The following is a 17,665-nucleotide window of genomic DNA, read 5'->3' as shown; positions in this document are numbered from 1 at the left end:
TTGAAGGCTGAGTAACGTATGATTTCAGTTGGTTCCGAATACCGTGTGTCGCGGAGCATGCCTGCCTGCGCCCCGCCATCGAAAGCCACGTAAAGAACCCCCAGGGGTGTGCTTCAAGCACCAAAAAAAAGCCCGACGAAATGGCATTCGTCGGGCGTTGCTAGCTTCTCATCGCCGCTCACGCGGCGCGCGCACTGGCGTTACATGGGCTGCAGATCGATTTCCTTGGCGATCTTGCCAAAGGTTTGCAGATCCGCCTTGACCCGCTCGGTGGTCTCAGCGGGTGTGGACGCCTTCGGAATCATCGCAACGTCCAACAGTCGCTGTTGCATTTCTGGCTTGGCGAAGGCTTCGGCCACGGCTTGTTGAATTTTTTCCACCACGGCCTCTGGCGTACCGTGCGGAGCGGCCAGACCAAACCACGCAACAGATTGGAACCCGGGTAGGCCAGCTTCCGCTGCGGTGGGCACGTCCGGCAGCGCCGCAACGCGTTCCGGCGCGGTCACAAACAACGGGCGCACTTTGCCCGATTTAATAAACGGCGTCTGCACGCCCGTGTTATCGAGCACGGCATCGATATGGCCGCCCAGCAAATCATTCATCGCGGGGCTGCTGCCTTTATAGGGAACGATGTTGAGCTGCACATCCGCCGCGCGTCCGATCATCATTTGCGTCAGATGCTGCTGCGTGCCCATGCCCGCATTGCCAAAGCGAATGGCATTGGGGTTGGCGCGTGCATAGTCGACGAATTCCTTGAGGTCTTTGGTCGGGAACTCGTTGTTGGTGACGACAACAAACGGCAAGTCCACCAACACCGTTACCTGTTCGAAATCCTCTAGCGGCCTGTAGCGCAGCTTGTACACATAGGGATTCACCGCCATGGTGCCGCTGGCCGTCACCAACAGCGTATAACCGTCGGGCTTGGCGCGAGCCACATATTCGGTACCCAGCACGCCGCCCGCGCCCGGCTTGGACTCAACGATCACGGACTGGCCGAGTTTGTCCTGGATGGCTTGGGCTGCCAGTCGCGCCAGCAAGTCGGCCGAGCCGCCCGTGGCATACGGCAGAACAATGGTGATTGGCTTGGTAGGATAGTCTTCTGCCGCGGCGGCTGACAGACTCAATGCCGCCATGCAGGCAGCGAACATCACTTTCAGTTTTTTGACCATGGACCCATTCCCCTGAATTTACGGGCAACTTCAAAACGCTCGTAAGCTTAAGGCTGGTTGCGTCATCAAGACTAATCAACAATTAAAATAAAACATCATCACGGAAATTGATAACGGTCCGACATGCTGGGCGCCATAGACTTAAACCTGCTGCGTATCTTCAACGCCATCATGACAGAGCGTAATGTCACGCGCGCGGCCGCCGCCCTGCATATGACGCAGCCGGCCGTGAGCAACGCCATCAACCGGCTGCGCTTGACGCTCAAGGATCCGCTATTCGTCAAGGTTCCCGGCGGCGTGCTGCCGACGCAACGCGCCGAATTGCTGTGGCCTCCGATCCGCGACGCCCTGGCCCGCATCGCCGACACACTCGAGAGAAACGATTTCGAACCGGCGCGCTCGGAAGCGGTGTTTCGCTTGTCCATGTCGGATTATGTAGCCGATCAGGTCATACGCCCACTCTTTGTCCAACAACAGACCGTCGCCCCGAATATCCGCATTCACCTGCATCCCTATTCCCTGGATAACGCCGGACAGATGCTGGAAAAAGGCGAAGTCGATATGGCCGCCGGCGTCTATTCCAACCTGGGCTCTTCGCTGCGCACCTTGCCGCTGGAGACGCTTACCTATGTGTGCGCGATGCGCAAGGGTCATCCCCTGCTGTCGCAGTCCCGACTGACCTTGGATAATTTTCTGCGCGCCCGACATCTGATGGTGAGCCTCTTGGGCGTCTCGTCGCTGGTCGATCACGAGCTTGCCGCGCATGGCTATCGCCGTAATGTGGTGTTGACCGTTAACCAGTTCTCGCTCGCGCCCCGGCTGCTTGCCGAAACCGATCTGATCTGCGTGCTACCGCACAACGCGGTGCGCAATAGCCCTTACAACCACTTGCTGGAAGCGGTAGAAGCCCCCTTTCCTTTTGCGCCGCGCACGGTCAACCTGATCTGGCACGAACGCTCGGACGATATTCCGGCGCACCGCTGGTTGCGCGAGGAAATATTGACCGTTTGTCAGGCGCAGGGCATGCAATTCGAGCAGACGAAAAAACCGCAGCCCCCAGGCCTCGACAGTCATTCATAACAGTGATGACGAATAATACTAATCTTTGATTAGACCGAATGACGGGGCATCGATAGCATTCCGGAATCTTGATGGCGCATGTCGCGCCGGTATTCCTGGAGATACGCGTGACCCAGAACGCTTCCGCTACGGGCGCACGCCGTTACCGCGTCGGCTTCGACGTGGGCGGCACTTTCACTGATTTCACGCTGCTGGCCGAGCACAGTGGCGAGCTGCATTACTTCAAAGTGCCTTCGACCCCGCACGATCCTTCCGAGGCGATTCAAACCGGCTTGGCGCATCTGATGCAAGCGCACGACATCGCCGGTTCGGAGCTGGTGCACGTAGGCCATGGCACGACCGTCGCCACGAATATGGTGATCGAGCGCCGTGGTTCGCGTTGCGCACTGGTGACCACGCGAGGCTTTCGCGATGTGCTGGAAATCGCCCGCCAGACGCGCCCGCATCTGTACGACTACAACGTCACCAAACCAGCCCCTCTCGCGCCCCGCGAATTGCGCTTCGAAATCACCGAACGCGTCGCCGCAGACGGCACGGTGCTGCAAGCGCTGGATGAAGCGGAAGTCATTGCCGTCGCGCAACAGCTCGTTGAAGCGAAAGTCGAGGCCGTGGCGATCTGCTTCATGCACAGCTATCGCAACCCGACGCATGAACAACGCACGCGCGACATCCTCGCGCAATATCTGCCCGATGTGTACTTGAGCGTATCGAGCGAGATCCTGCCGGAGTTCCGTGAATATGAGCGTATGTCCACGACGACGCTTAACGCCTACGTCGGGCCACGCATGGCGTCGTATATGCGTAATCTCGTGAGCTCGGTGCGCGACATGGGCGTGATCACACCGCCCACGACCGTGCATTCGAACGGCGGTTTGATGTCTGTCGAGGCCGTTCTTACCGCCCCCGTGCGCACTTGCGTATCGGGGCCGGCCGCCGGCGTGATCGGCGCGGCCGAACTCGGACGCGTGGCTGGGATTCCGAACCTCATTACCTTCGATGTAGGCGGCACGAGCACGGACGTATCGTTGATCGCGGACTTGCAGCCGCTATTCACGTCCAGCCGCCTCGTGGCCGATTACCCGGTCAAAACGCAGATGGTGGACGTGCACGTCATCGGCGCCGGCGGTGGCAGTATCGCTCGCATCGACGATGCCGGCGCGTTGAAGGTGGGCCCGCAAAGCGCGGGCGCCGTGCCCGGCCCCATTGCCTATAACCGTGGCGGCACGATCGTCACCATCACCGATGCCCACGTGGTGCTCGGCCGCCTTAATCCCGTCTCGTTACTCGAAGGCCGTATGGCGGTCTACGCGGAACAGGCGCGAGAAGCCATGCGTAAACAGATCGCTGAGCCGCTGGGCCTGAGTCTGGAAGACGCGGCCTACGGCATTTTGCGCATTGCCAACTCCAACATGGCGCGCGCCGTACGCGCGGTATCCACCGAACGTGGTCACGATATCCGCCAGTTCGCGCTGTGTTCGTTTGGCGGCGCCGGCGGCCTGCATGCTGCTGAACTCGCGCGCGACTGCGGCATCACCACGCTGCTGATTCCGCAAGAGCCCGGCACCATGTGCGCACGTGGCATTTTGCTGTCTGATATCTCGATGGACTTCGTACAGACCTTGATGGCGCATGCCACCGACACGCAATGGTCTACCGTACAGCAGGCCCTCGACGCGCTCGCCGCGCGTGCGCGCGAGTGGCTGGACGGCGAAGGCGTCGCGGCATCGAACCAGCGCTTGTCCGCCGTCATCGACGCCCGCTATCAAGGCCAGAACTTCGAGATCCCCATCCCACTCGATGGCATGACCTTGATGCAGCTCGAAACCTTCCTCGCCACGTTCCGCAATGCACACGTCCGTGAGTACGGTTACGACGCCGAAGGCCGGCTGGTCGAGATCGTTAACTGCCGCGTGCGTGCGGTAGGCATCGTTCCGCGCGCACCGCTGGCCAAAGTCGCTGGCGGCACGAGTCTGGATTCCGCGATCAAGGAACGGCGCCAAGTCTATTTCGAGCAGACCGGTTGGGTCGACACGCCGATTTATCGCCGCGCGGCCCTGCCAGTCGAAACGCCGATTCAAGGCCCCGCCATCATCGAAGAAATGAGTTCCACCACGGTGGTCCTGCCCCAGCAAGTGGCCCAGGCGGATCAATACGGCAACCTCATCATCAACCTCCATGCCTGACGCGACTGCCATGACCAAGCAATCAAATTCCGCCGCGGACGCCTTCGATCCCATTGAAATGGAGGTGTTTAGCAATCGGCTGCTGTCGATCACCGAGGAGATGGGCAACACGCTGATCCGCTCCTCGTTTTCGACCAACATCAAAGAACGCAAAGACTGCTCGGTGGCGCTTTTCGACGCCGCGGGCCGGCTGATCGCACAGGCTGCGCACGTGCCGGTGCATTTAGGCTCGCTGTCGGGCGGCATCGACGCCGTGCTGCGCCGCTATGGCGCCGATGGCATCAAACCCGGCGATGCCTTTCTGTGCAATGACGCCTACCTGGCCGGTGGTACGCACGCTCCGGATATCACCGTCATCAGCCCGATTTTCTGCGACGGCGTGCTGCGATTTTTCGCGGCTAACATCGGCCACCATACCGATGTGGGCGGCGCGGTTCCCGGCTCGACCTCGCATCATCTGAAAACGGTGTGGGAAGAAGGCATCCGCCTGCCCGCCATGCGCATCGTGCGCCAAGGCGAGCTCGATATCGACTTGCTGGAAATGATCGCGCACAACACGCGCGAACCCGACAACCGCATGCACGATATCCGTGCGCAGATCGCAACCAACGACAAGGGTGCGAAACTGATGCTGGAACTGGTCGAGCAATCCGGCTTGCCCACCGTGCTGTCAGCGATTGAAGGCATCTTGCAATACACGGAGCGGCGACTGCGCAATCGCATACGCCAGTTGCCGGATCAAACGGTTTCGTTCATCGAGCGCATGGACGACGATGGTCTGGGTGGCGACCCGGTGACCATCCAGGCCAATGTACATGCGCGCGATGGCCAACTCTATGTCGACTTCACGGGCACCAGCCCGCAGGCGCGCGGCGCGTTTAACCTGCCCGCCAGTGCGCTCAACGCAAGCGTCTATTTCGCGGTCAAGGCCACGCTCGATCCGGAGCTGATGCCTAACAATGGCCTGTTCCAGCCGATCACAATCAGCGCCCCCGCCGGCACCATCACCAATCCGATCTTCCCCGCCGCCATCGGCGCGCGCGTAACGACCGCGCAACGCGTCGCGGGCACGGTCATCGGCGCGATCGGTCAGCTATTACCCGGTGATCGCGCGATGGCTTCGTGCAATGACGTGATGCCGTCGATGCTGTTTTCCGGGCCTAAACGCGATGGCAACGGTACATTCGTTTATCTGGAAACGCTCGGCGGCGGCGCTGGCGGCCGAGCACAGGGCGACGGCATGGACGGGATTCAGGTTCATGTGACCAACACCTCCAACCTGCCCGCCGAAGCGCTCGAAATTGAGTACCCCTTGCTCGTCGAGGAGTATGCGTTAGTGGAAGACAGCGGTGGCGCCGGCCGTTATCGTGGAGGCATGGGCATCGCTCGCCAGATCCGGTCCCTCGACGATCGTCTGACCTGCTCGGTGCGCTGTGATGCCGCGCTGTTTGGCGCGGCCGGTCTGAATGGTGGCTTGTCCGGCGGAACCTCGCGGGTCGTGCTAAATGCCGGTCGCAGCGACGAGAAACGCCTGTCCAACAAAATATCGGGGTACGCTCTACCCGCGGGTCAATCCGTTCGCCTGGAAACCCCGGGAGGCGGCGGATACGGTGCCCCGGCAGAGCGCGAGCTCTCCGCCATTCGCGATGACGTACTGGGCGGCAAAGTCAGCCGTGCAGCCGCGGAGCGTGACTATGGCGTCGAACACGTCGCCCGCGCGCTGGGGAACCAAGCATGATGAACGGCGGAGAGCTCCTCGTCGCGCAACTACAGGCCTACGGCGTGCGCCGCGTCTTCATGGTGCCAGGCGAAAGCTTTCTGCCTTGCATCGACGCGCTATACGGACGGCGCGATGTCATCGAATCCGTCGTGTGCCGCCAGGAAGGCGGCGCGGCCTACATGGCCGAGGCGCACGGCAAACTGACGGGTGAACCTGGCATTTGTTTCGTGTCGCGCGGCCCGGGTGCCACGAACGCCGCCATTGGCGTACACACCGCACGCGAAGACTCCACGCCAATGATTTTGTTCATTGGCCAGGTTGGCACAGACACGGTAGACCGCCAGTGCTTTCAAGAGGTGGACTATCGCGCCATGTATGCGCCCCTGGCGAAATGGGTGGCGCAAATCGAACGTGCGGACCGCATTCCTGAGTACATCGCGCGCGCCTGGGCCATCGCTACCAGCGGCAGGCCCGGCCCCGTCGTCCTCGCTTTGCCCGACGACATGCTGGCGCAGACCGTTGATGCGCCGCTTGCTCCGCTGCCCAGGGCCTCACAAGGCAGTCCCGCAAGCAACGATATGGTGCGGCTGCGCGAGCTCATCGAATCGGCAGAGCGTCCCTTACTATTACTAGGCGGCGCGCGCTGGTCGGATTCTGAACGTGACACCATCCGCGAGTTCGCCGAACGTTTCGATCTACCAGTTGCCACTGCGTGGCGGCGTCTCGAACTGTTCGACAACGATCATCCCAACTTCGTGGGCCAAGTCAGCGCCAGCATGCCGGCGCACCAGAAAGATGTCGTGACGCAGAGCGATCTGGTCATCGCACTCGGCACGCGCTTATGCGAACCCACCACGATAAATTATCAGTGGCTTGCTTCGCCCGTACCGAAACAAACGCTCGTGCATATCTATCCCGATGCCAACGAGATCGGCCGCCTCTGCGTGCCCGCTCTCGGTATCGTCGCAAGCGTGAGCGGTTTCGCCGATGCCGTGCAGACCCTGCATCCTACGGCAGGATGGCAACCTCGCCGCCGCGGCTCGCAAGCATTGCAAGCGGCCGCCGAGATGCCACCCATGCCGGGTCCCCTCGATCTGAACGTCGCCGCGCGTCATGTCGCCAGCACCTTGCCGGCCAACTCATGCGTGACCGTCGGCGCAGGCAACTACGCGCTCTATGCGCATCGCCACATTGCGTTTAAAGGCTTAGGTAGCCAGCTCGCGCCAGCCGTGGGCGCCATGGGCTATGGTTTGCCCGCCGCGATCGCGGCCAAGCTGAACAAGCGCGATGCCTCCGTGATCTGTTTCGCCGGCGACGGTTGTTTCCAGATGACGATGCAGGAAGTCGGTACCGCCGCACAGTATCGTTTGGGTATTGTGATCCTGGTGTTTAACAACGGCCTGTTCGGCACGATACGTCTGCATCAGGAACGCGCTTATCCGGGCCGGCCCCTGGCCACCAATCTGGTTAACCCCGATTTTGCGCTCCTCGCCCAAAGCTATGGCGGGTTCGGTCGCGTGGTGACCCGTACCGAGGACTTTGCCGCCGCTTACGATGCCGCGCTTGAATTTGCACAAAGCGAACACATGCCGGCCATCCTGGACCTGCGCTACGATGCCGACCTGATTCTGCCGGATCGCACGCTCTCTCAAATTCGCCAGACGAGTTAATCGCATGACTGCTCTGCTGCAACGTGTGCGCGCGCCCGATGCCCCTCGCGTGACATTCACCTGGAATGGGCAACCACTCATTGCCCATGAGGGAGACACCATCCTGACCGCCCTCTTGCTTGCGACCGACCACGTCCGCCGCACGATCGGCGACAACAGGCCACGTGCGGGATTCTGTCTCATGGGCGCGTGTCAGGACTGCTGGGTACAGACTGAGCAGGGACAGCGGCTACGCGCCTGCTCCACACCGGTCGAATCCGGTATGGCGCTGGTCAATGCCTTGCCCGGAGAATTGCCATGTCGATAGAGACCACAAGCGCTGCACAAATGGTCATCGTCGGTGCAGGTCCCGCCGGTGTACGCGCTGCTCAAACGCTGCTGCAACATGGCGTGCGTCCCGTCATCATCGACGAGGCGGCACTCCCTGGCGGACAAATCTATCGTCAGGGTCCAGCCGGTCGTGCGCACGCGCGCCACCGCTACGGCTTTGAATGGAAACGCGCGCAAGCCATCCATGCGGCCGGCGCGGACAATGCTGCGCGTGCGGACTATCGTGCACAAACGACCGTGTGGAATGCCGTGCCCGGCCAGCTCGACGTCATCCACAACGGACATATCGATTCCATTCCATACACGCATCTGCTGCTCGCCACGGGCGCAACGGATCGCGTACTGCCGTTTTCCGGCTGGACCTTACCGGGAGTCTTTACGCTGGGCGGGGCGCAGATCGCATTGAAGAGCCAAAACTGCCTGTTTGGCCCGCGCATTGTTTTCGCGGGCACCGGCCCCTTGCTGTATCTGGTCGCCTACCAATACGCGCGGGCGGGCGGACAGGTTCTGGCGGTTCTGGATAGCGCACCACAATCCGCACAGATTCGCGCGATGCCCGCCTTGCTGAATGCCCCGCTGACGCTGGCCAAGGGCATGTACTACCTGTCATGGCTGCGCACGCATGGCGTTCCTATCCACCATGACGCGCACATCACCGCCGCGACGGGCACTGGCCGTGTCGAAGGCGTGAACGCTTTGATTGGCGGCTCCACTCGGTTTATCGCGTGCGACGCTATCGCCGTCGGTCACGGACTGCGTTCGGAAACACAATTGGCCGACCTGCTCGACTGCGATTTCGACTTTGACGACGCACAGCGTGCGTGGCTGCCACGCCGTGACGCGGACGGCCGCAGCACGACGCCCGGCGTTTACCTCGCGGGCGATGGTGCGGGCATCCAAGGCGCCATCGTCGCGGAATGGGCCGGCGAACGCGCCGCGCTAGCAATGCTGGATGATGCCGGTGTTCCCATCGACAAACATCGGATCGCGCCGCTGCAGCGTAAACAAGCCGCCTACGCGCGTTTTCGCCAGGGCCTGTATCAAGCCTTTCCGCAGCCCGCGGTCCCAAAGTCCTGCGACGATAACGTCACGGTATGTCGCTGCGAGGGCATCACCGCTGGCGCGCTGCGCAAGGCGGCGATCGAATACAACATCACCGACCTCAATCGACTCAAGGCCTTGACCCGCATCGGCATGGGCCTATGCCAAGGTCGCATGTGTCACACGGGCGCCGCCGAACTCCTGGCTCAATGCCAAAACGTACCGTTGTCATCCATCGGTCGCCTGCGCAGCCAAGCACCCATCAAACCGCTAAACCTCGCTGCATTAGGCGAAGCCTGCTGATCCACGCGCGCGTCGAACCTCTATCGTTCATCCATCATGACAGTCATCCACACGGAAGTTGCCATCATCGGAGCCGGTCTGGTCGGCTCGAGTGCGGCCCTCGCGCTGCGCCGCGCCGGCGTGCCCGTGGTCTTGATTGAACGCGGACTCTGTGGCGCGCGTGCCAGCGGCGTGAACTTCGGCGGCGTGCGTCGCCAAGGCCGATCAATCGAACAACTGCATCTTGCCCAACGGGCTCATACCATTTGGGCACGCCTGCCCGAGCTCCTTGGTACAGACGGCGAATACATCCGGTCGGGCCATCTCAAGTTAGCCCGCTCCGAAGCGGATCTCGAAAAGCTCATTGCCTACCGCGACAAAGTGCGCGACTTCGATCTGGGTCTGGAGATTCTGGATGGCGCCACGCTACGACGCCTTTTCCCCGCGCTTAGCCCCTCCATCGTCGGTGGCTCGCTCTGCCCCGAGGATGGCCAGGCCAACCCTCGCCTCGTCGCACCAGCTTTCGCACAAGCGGCCGTGCGCGCGGGTGCACGCTTGCTAGAACATTGCGCCGTCACGCAGATCGAACCCGTCGGCAACGGCTATCTCATCACTGCGGAGGATGGCCGACGCATTCAAGCCGAACGCGTGGTGAATGCGGCTGGCGCCTGGGGCGCCGTGATCGCGCGCCATTTCGACGAAGAGATCCCGCTGCAGATTAAATACCCCACGATGTTGGTGACCGAGCCGCTAACGCCGCAGATATCGGTATCTCTCGGGGTCGAAGGCGGGGGCTTCTACGCACGCCAGGTGGCACGCGGCAACGTGGTCATGGGCGGAGGCTATGGATTCGCCATCCCGGGTGACCGTTCTCGGCCCGGCCCGGGCGCTCTCGTGGAGCTCGGGCGCACCGCACCCACCATCATTCCGGCGCTCGGCCATGCCCAAGTCATTCGCTGCTGGTCCGGCATCGAAGGCTATTTCAGCGACAAGAACCCCGTCATAGGCTTTAGCGCCAAGGCGCCACAAGTGATTCACGCATTCGGCTTTTCCGGAGGTGGCTTCCAAATATCGCCAGCCGTGGGCGAAGTCGTGGCAGAAATGTTAACGGGCACGGGAACACTCATGATGGCGGAACGATTCGCCGTCGATCGCTGGGCGGCGAAGTAATTGTCCCGGCCGTCTCGCACATCCGGTCTTCCGCCTCCAGGTTCAGGACAAAACTACCTGGAGGACGTTTCATTTTTTTAGACGCATCCACGGTCGCAAATCTCCTGCACTAATCCCCAAAATGCGTGGAAACAGACACCGCCCGCTATTTCGATTTTTTAGAAGTAACCAGACCGAATAATTTCACTTTTTCAAATCGATCGGTGTCGGTAGTCTTGCGGCATGACGACGACGTACCCTCCGACAACACCGTCCAGCCAGGCCGCTTACGAAGCTCGCACCGACGGGCTTCCCGCAGCAATTCGCAATGCGCTCAATCTCAATGATTTCGAGCGTGCCGCCGCCCGCTATCTTCCAGGACCATTGCGTGAATATGTGCTGGGTGCGGCCGAAGACAACCGGTCGCTGGCGGCCAATCGCGCGGCATTTCAGCAATATCAGCTGATCACACGGGTGCTCGCAGATGTTTCTCGTCGTTCTACTCAGACCACCCTCTTTGGCCGCAGCTACCGCGTACCCTTTGGCGTAGCGCCCGTTGGCATCAGCGCCTTGCTGGCTTATGAGGGTGATCTGGCGATGGCCCGAGCCGCACAACAAGTCGGCGCCTGCATGATCATGAGCGGCTCATCGCTGATGCGCCTGGAAGATATTCACGAGAACGCTCCTGGCAGCTGGTTCCAGGCATACCTGCCCGGTGACGCCGCGCGCCGCTCGGCCTTGATCGAGCGTGTCCGTCGCGCTGGCTATGAGACGCTGGTCATTACCGTGGATATCCCCGTGTGGGCCAACCGCGAGAACAATATTCGCGCCGGCTTTTCCTTGCCGCTGCGACCATCGCTCCGTCTGGCATGGGAGGGCGTTACCCATCCGGGCTGGCTGACGCGCACGCTCTTGCGAACCTTGGCTACGCGCGGCATGCCGTATTTCGAAAATTCCTTCGCCGAACGTGGCGCGCCCGCCTTTTCCGCGAAGGCCGTACGCGATACCACGGGCCGCGATCATCTGACCTGGGTCGACATTGCAACGATACGCCGTCAGTGGCGCGGCAATCTCGTCATCAAAGGGATTTTATCGGTCCCCGATGCCCGTCAGGCACTCGCCGTAGGTGTGGACGGCATCATTGTTTCGAACCATGGTGGCAGGCAACTCGACGGGGCTGCCGCACCGTTACGTGTATTGCCCACCATCGCCGATGCCGTTGGCCACCGCATGACGGTCATGATGGACGGTGGGATCCGTCGAGGCAGCGACGTGCTGATCGCTCTCTCACTGGGAGCCCGCTACGTCTTTACCGGCCGCCCCTTTATATGCGCCGCGGCGATAGGTGGTCAGATCGGCGTAGTTCGCGCCAGCGAACTGCTCCAAGCCGAGATCGATCGCAATATGGCCATGTTGGGGGTCAGCCGTCTGAACGAGCTCGGGCCGCACTGTCTTCTACAGGTATAAAACGCACTCAAAAATTTCAAATGATGAGGAGAACTTCATGAAAAAGACCACTTTGACCGTCCTGCTGGCCGCATTAGGCGCCGGACAGATAACCCCCGCCGTCGCAGAGTCGTTCCCCAACGCGCCCATCACGGTTGTCGTGCCGATGGCCGCGGGCGGCCCCACCGACACAGCGGCGCGAGCCATTCAGCAAGCCATGGGCGCGGCCCTGGGCCAGTCGGTCGTCATCGAAAATAAAGCCGGCGCCGCCGGCCTGATCGCCATGAATTTCGTCCGGCGAGCCACACCCGACGGCTACACGTTGGGAGTGGCCTCGGCAACGACCCATGCCATCGCGCCAAACATCTATACCGAATCGCCCTACGATTCCGTGAAGGACTTCACTTTCATTGGCGGCCTCATCACCGCGCCTGGCGTGCTGGTGGTCGATAAAGCGGTTGCCCCCAACTGCGAGATGAAGGCATTCCTGGAAACGCTCAAGGCCAGTCCCGAGAAATACTCCTATGGTTCAGCAGGCGTGGGCTCGCTCTCGCATCTGAACGGCGCTCGCTTCCTGCAGGCCACCGGCACCAATATGCTGCATGTGCCCTATCGCGGTCTTTCCAACGCGATGAACGACTTGTACGCGGGGCAGGTTCACGCAGTGTTTGACAATGTCAGCTCGGCGATGACCCATATCAAGAGCGGCAAAGTGTGTGCGCTGGCGGTGCAAGCCCCCAAGCGCCTGGAAAGTCTGCCCGACGTGCCGACCTATGCCGAACTGAATATGGAAGAGCTGAACAAGCCGACTTGGTACGGCTTAGTTGGCCCAGCCGGAATCCCGAAAGAGCGTGTCGAGGCCTTGAATCAAGCATTGAACAAAGCATTGGCCTCTCCCGAAGTCGTGACGCTGTACGAGCGTCAGGGCGTAGCAGCAGCGCCCGGTTCCGCGGACGACTTCGCCAAAAAGGTAGCCAGCGAGCGCCAGATGTGGGCGGATACGACCGCCGAAATGAACTTCGAAAAATTCTCAGTGAAGTAAGGAAAATCAAATGTCTGAACAACACGACCGATTGTCACTGAGTGGTGTGCGCGTACTCGACCTGACCCGTGTGCGCGCGGGCCCCACGGCCGTGCGCGTCCTGGCTGACTGGGGCGCCGATGTGGTCAAGATCGAAGAGCCTGTCGATCCCGAGCACGAGAACGAGATGGGCGGAATGCGTCTGGGCCCTGACTATCAGAACCTGCACCGTAACAAGCGCAGCGTCACCCTGAATCTGAAATCCGAAAAAGGACGCGCGTTGCTGCTGGAACTGGCGGCGAACGCTGATGTGCTGGTCGAGAACTATCGTCCCGACGTCAAGCAACGCCTGGGTATCGACTACGAAACGCTGCGAGAGCGCAACCCTCGCCTGATTTACGCCAGCATTTCCGGCTTCGGTCAGGACGGCCCCTACGCGCGGCGGCCTGGCTACGACCAGATCATTCAGGGCATGAGCGGCATGATGTCGGTGACCGGATTGCCGGGCCAAGGCCCGGTGCGGGCCGGCATCGCCATCGCCGACACGACTGCCGGCTTGTATGGCGCCTTGGGCATTTTGACCGCGCTATACGAACGCGAAAAAACCGGTCACGGCCAATGGGTTCGCACCTCGCTGCTCGAATCCATGCTTGCGACCATGGATTTTCAGTGTGCCCGATATCTGGTGGCCGGCGAAGTACCGAAGCAGGTGGGCAACGACCACCCAACCATCATCCCGACCGGCGTTTTCGATACGTTGGACGGCAAAGTCAACATTTGCGTATCCGGCACGGTGATGTGGAAACGCTTCTGCATGGCGATGGGCCGCGAAAGCTGGCTCAGCGATCCGCGCTTTGCCACCAACAAAGCGCGCTCGGCCAATCGCCACGAGCTGAACGCGGAAATCGCACAGATCTTCGCCACGCAGACCAATGGATATTGGATCGAACACCTCAACGCCAGCGGTCTGGCATGCGGGGCAGTGAATAACGTGCAAGAGGCCTTCGAGGACGAGCAGGTACAGCACCTCGGCATCGCATGGCCGGCCAAACACGAAAAACTGGGCGATATCCGTCTGGTGGGCCAACCTTTCCGTATCGGCGATCATCAGCCCGGAGTCCGGCGTGTGGCCCCCATGCCAGGGGAAGACAATGCATCCATCCTGGCCGAGATCGGCATCGAGGGCGAAGCCCTGCAGCAACTGAGGAACGAACATGTCATCTGATAACCACGGCCGCATCCGTATCGAAGTCGATCAACACCTGGGCCGCGTCATCATTGACCATACGGTCAAGCACAACGCACTCACCTTCGACATGTGGCAATCGCTGCCGGGTCTGCTCGACGAGCTCGAAAACCACGACGGAATACGCGTCATCCTGTTCGAAGGTGCGGGCGACCGCGCCTTCGCGGCCGGCTCGGACATCTCGCAGTTTGGGGAAAAACGCGACTCCGAAAAAAACGTACGCCTCTATAACGCCACGGTAGAACGCGCCATGCATCGTATCGGCGCGGTGCGTAAACCGACCATTGCATTTATCAATGGATACTGCTTCGGTGGCGGCGTAGCGATCGCCTTGCACTGCGACATGCGCTACGGCCTTGAACAGGCGCAGTTCTGCATCCCGGCCGGTAAAGTCGGTGTCGGCTATCACGAACTGTGGCTACACCGTCTGACGCAGTTGGTAGGCCCGGCCAATGCCAAAGAGATCATGTTTACCGCCCGCCGCTACTCTGCGACCGAAGCCTGCGCAATGGGCCTGATCAATCGTATTCAGTCGCGCGAAGACACGATCGCGTTGGCCCATACCATTGCGGGTCTGGCGCCCTTGACGCATCGCGCCAGCAAACTGGCGATCGAGACTTCCGCTTCCCCCGAGACACGGGACTGGCAGGCTTGCAAGGACGCGATCTTCGATTGTTTCCGCAGCGGCGACTATATCGAAGGGCGCGAGGCATTCACGGCCAAACGCGCACCGGTGTTCCATGGAAAATGAAGGCGCCATCACGTCCGAGCAGCGCATCCTCACGATTGCTAACGATGTGCTGAAAAGCGCGGGCCTGCCTGGCGTGCCTGCGTTCACCTTGACGGCACCGTGCCCGCGTTTGGATTCGCCGTTGCCGCTGGCAGAAATCGCGGCAGCCTTCCAATTGGCCGTCGCGCATGCAACGGCCGTGGTTGCCACCGAGGCCGGTGCCAGCCCACCCGCAACCCAAGCAGATCGCTACGAAGTCTCGCCCGCGCAAGCGCTGGCGGGATTAGAGCCGACCCATTTTCAGCGTATCCATCGCCACCGGTTTCCCCAGTCATCGCACAGCCGAGAACTGAAATCGGATTTCTATGCGACGGCGGACGGACACTGGTTTTTAACTTCAGGGTCGTACCCTCATCTGCGCGATGGCACGCTGGCATTGCTGAACTGCGCAAATACGAAGTCTGCGATCGCAGCAGCAATCAGCCGGTACAGCGCAGATGAATTGGAGGCAACGGCCGCCGAGCGCGGGCTGCCGGGCGCGTACGTCCGCACACCAGAATCCTGGCTGAGCAGCGAAGCAGGAAGGGCTACGGCGGCCTCACCGCTGTTGATGCAGCGCGCGCTGCGTCCCGGCGCGGCGGTCCGCGCAGATCTGGCGAGTCAACGCGTGCTTGATCTATCGCATGTGATCGCCGGCCCCATAATCGCCCGGCATTTCGCATTGTGCGGCGGTGATGTTCTACGAGTATCCTCACCCGCACAACCAGACCCTTTGCCACAGATCCTCGATACCGGAATCGGCAAGCGCAATGCGTTCGCCGATCTGCATGAGCCGGGCGATCTGGCCCACGTGCAAGCGTTGGCTGAACAGGCTGATGTGATCGTCGACTCATGGAGACCCGGCGCGCTCGCCCAGTTCGGGCTTGACGCCGATGGCGTCGCACGTCGTGGCGGACGCGACTTTATCTATGTTGCCGTCAGTGCATTCGGACCTGCTGGCCCTTGGGCGACCCGCAAGGCATTCGATCAAGTTGTACAAGCGGCCACGGGCATCGCTGCGCTACATGAGAAAGATGGCAAACCGTCCTTGTCCCCCACGCGCTTGCTGACTGACTACCTGACCGGCCAGTTGGGCATTGTCGGCGTGCTAGGCGCGCTGCGCCAGCGTCAACGTCACGGCGGCAGTTGGACGGTACAGGTATCATTAGCACGCGTAGCGACGTATTTATTAGCCTGGGCAGACCCTGCGCATCGGGGCGACGACAAATTCGATGCTCTTGAGCCAAGGATGATTACGTACCAAGGCGCATTCGGCGCGACGCATCATGTCGCCCCTGCCGTCAATTCCCTCGGGATGAAGACAGGGGAAATTTGCGGTTCGCAACCACTGGGCAGCTCGCCGGCGACTTGGCGCAGCCCTTGATTTCCCGATGACACTCAAACAGCTCGAAGCGTTCTACCTCGCGGCCACCAGCCCAAACTTCATGGTGGCCGCCGAACGCTTGCACATCTCTGTCTCGACACTATCCAAGCGCATCACCGACCTCGAGCACAGCTTGCGCAGCATTCTCTTCGACCGAAGCTCGCTACGCGCTCGTCTGACCAGCGAGGGAGAACAGTTATTGCCCCACGTAGAACAGCTACTCAAACAAGCGAACTACATCGTTGGCCTTGGCCGGCAAACTGAAAGTTTACGGGGACGATGCCATTTCGGCGTGGGGGAATTAAGCGCACTGACCTGGCTTGCGTCCTTCATTGCCCAACTGCAAAAAGCGCATCCCAATTTGCAACTCGACCCCGTGGTGGAAGCCGGCAGCTCATTAGGTAACCTGGCCCGCCGCGTGGCGGAAGGGGATCTTGATTTTGCGGTAGTGGCCAACCGTCCAACGGATACTCGTATCAAAGCCGAATTCCTGGGCAGTGCCGGGTTCGTCTGGGTCTGCGCGCCGGACCTCGCACGCGAGCGCGAAGGCAGGCTCTCAGCCATGTTGCCCGATGTGGCTTTGATCTCCCTGCCCCCCTCCAGTGGCACTGCACTCATCATCGAGCAGTCTCTGCGTTCCATTGACGCCCTGGTAACCCGACGTCTGCACTGCAACAGTTGGGCGGTCATTGCCCAGTTGCTTATACAGGGGTTAGGCTTGGGTGTACTGCCGGAATCTTGGGCGAATCAACTTGTTGAAGCCGGCACGTTAGTACGGCTTCGCGGCGTGCCACCACTCGCAGCGTTAGATTACTTCCTCATTTCGCGCGAACGCGATTTACGGCCTTTGGTAGGTGCATGTCTCGATATCGCCTGCCAAGTGGTGAACTTCAAGCCGCAGGACGTCAGCGTTTTGCATAGCCCCGTGAACGGACACACTGTATCCTGAGGCGCACTTCAAATAAATAAAGCCCGACGAATCGTTTCGTCGGGCTTTTTGCATGGCTTTTAGGATGCGTTATAGCGTGTATATGCCGAGTCTTTGGGCGTGTCTAAGGCACCGCCGCAAAGACAAAACCCCACCGGAGATCTCCGATGGGGTTTTGAGGATAAGAGCCTGACGATGACCTACTTTCACAAACGAATGTTCACTATCATCGGCGCTAAGGCGTTTC

14 protein-coding genes are annotated in these 17,665 nt (G+C 60.8%); 13 read left to right on the top strand and 1 reads right to left on the bottom strand.

Going from position 1 to position 17,665, the window contains the following annotated elements:
- Positions 1-200 precede the first annotated feature (200 nt).
- On the bottom strand, positions 201-1,169 hold the full coding sequence (locus GOQ25_RS04390; protein ID WP_160349238.1) for a tripartite tricarboxylate transporter substrate binding protein: 969 nt from the start codon (positions 1,167-1,169) through the stop codon (positions 201-203).
- Positions 1,170-1,292: 123 nt separating this feature from the next.
- Between GOQ25_RS04390 and GOQ25_RS04385 the strand changes: the two genes are divergently transcribed.
- The 13 genes from GOQ25_RS04385 to GOQ25_RS04325 all read left to right on the top strand — a co-directional run bounded on the left by GOQ25_RS04385 (position 1,293) and on the right by GOQ25_RS04325 (position 17,439).
- On the top strand, positions 1,293-2,249 hold the full coding sequence (locus GOQ25_RS04385; protein ID WP_160349237.1) for a LysR family transcriptional regulator: 957 nt from the start codon (positions 1,293-1,295) through the stop codon (positions 2,247-2,249).
- Positions 2,250-2,320: 71 nt separating this feature from the next.
- Entirely contained in the window at positions 2,321-4,432 is a 2,112-nt protein-coding gene (locus tag GOQ25_RS04380) for a hydantoinase/oxoprolinase family protein (RefSeq protein WP_160349236.1), read from the top strand.
- Between the two features lie 10 nt (positions 4,433-4,442).
- Positions 4,443-6,170: a hydantoinase B/oxoprolinase family protein gene (locus GOQ25_RS04375; protein ID WP_160349235.1), complete on the top strand. Its 1,728-nt coding sequence runs from the start codon at positions 4,443-4,445 to the stop codon at positions 6,168-6,170.
- On the top strand, positions 6,167-7,822 hold the full coding sequence (locus tag GOQ25_RS04370; RefSeq protein WP_160349234.1) for a thiamine pyrophosphate-dependent enzyme: 1,656 nt from the start codon (positions 6,167-6,169) through the stop codon (positions 7,820-7,822). The genes GOQ25_RS04375 and GOQ25_RS04370 overlap by 4 nt, the downstream gene beginning before the upstream one ends.
- 4 nt (positions 7,823-7,826) lie before the next feature.
- Positions 7,827-8,129 (top strand): (2Fe-2S)-binding protein, encoded by a 303-nt coding sequence (locus tag GOQ25_RS04365; protein WP_160349233.1) that lies wholly within the window; start codon positions 7,827-7,829, stop codon positions 8,127-8,129.
- A complete protein-coding gene (locus GOQ25_RS04360; RefSeq protein ID WP_160349232.1) occupies positions 8,120-9,496 on the top strand; it encodes an NAD(P)/FAD-dependent oxidoreductase in 1,377 nt (458 codons plus the stop codon). The genes GOQ25_RS04365 and GOQ25_RS04360 overlap by 10 nt, the downstream gene beginning before the upstream one ends.
- Before the next feature lie 36 nt (positions 9,497-9,532).
- The gene (locus GOQ25_RS04355; RefSeq protein ID WP_160349231.1) at positions 9,533-10,645 is read left to right on the top strand and encodes an FAD-binding oxidoreductase; all 1,113 of its coding nucleotides are present in this window, start codon (positions 9,533-9,535) and stop codon (positions 10,643-10,645) included.
- A 222-nt stretch (positions 10,646-10,867) separates the two neighbouring features.
- Positions 10,868-12,091 (top strand): alpha-hydroxy acid oxidase, encoded by a 1,224-nt coding sequence (locus tag GOQ25_RS04350; protein ID WP_160349230.1) that lies wholly within the window; start codon positions 10,868-10,870, stop codon positions 12,089-12,091.
- Between the two features lie 37 nt (positions 12,092-12,128).
- Positions 12,129-13,112 (top strand): tripartite tricarboxylate transporter substrate binding protein, encoded by a 984-nt coding sequence (locus GOQ25_RS04345; RefSeq protein ID WP_160349229.1) that lies wholly within the window; start codon positions 12,129-12,131, stop codon positions 13,110-13,112.
- 10 nt (positions 13,113-13,122) lie between these two features.
- Positions 13,123-14,316, top strand: coding sequence for a CaiB/BaiF CoA-transferase family protein (locus tag GOQ25_RS04340; RefSeq protein ID WP_160349228.1), 1,194 nt, complete (start codon positions 13,123-13,125; stop codon positions 14,314-14,316).
- Complete coding sequence (locus GOQ25_RS04335) at positions 14,306-15,088, top strand: enoyl-CoA hydratase-related protein (RefSeq protein WP_160349227.1); 783 nt, start codon at positions 14,306-14,308, stop codon at positions 15,086-15,088. Before GOQ25_RS04340 ends, GOQ25_RS04335 begins: the two co-directional genes overlap by 11 nt.
- Positions 15,078-16,490, top strand: coding sequence for a CoA transferase (locus GOQ25_RS04330; protein WP_160349226.1), 1,413 nt, complete (start codon positions 15,078-15,080; stop codon positions 16,488-16,490). The genes GOQ25_RS04335 and GOQ25_RS04330 overlap by 11 nt, the downstream gene beginning before the upstream one ends.
- A 7-nt stretch (positions 16,491-16,497) precedes the next feature.
- Positions 16,498-17,439 carry a LysR family transcriptional regulator gene (locus GOQ25_RS04325; protein ID WP_160349225.1) on the top strand — a complete coding sequence of 314 codons (942 nt, stop codon included), beginning with the start codon at positions 16,498-16,500 and terminating at the stop codon, positions 17,437-17,439.
- The last annotated feature ends 226 nt before the right edge of the window (positions 17,440-17,665 follow it).

This window comes from Bordetella sp. 15P40C-2, assembly GCF_009763235.1.
Classification (GTDB): domain Bacteria; phylum Pseudomonadota; class Gammaproteobacteria; order Burkholderiales; family Burkholderiaceae_B; genus Bordetella_A.
Note: the sequence above shows the minus strand (reverse complement) of the source record. Positions and strands in the feature narration are given on the sequence as shown.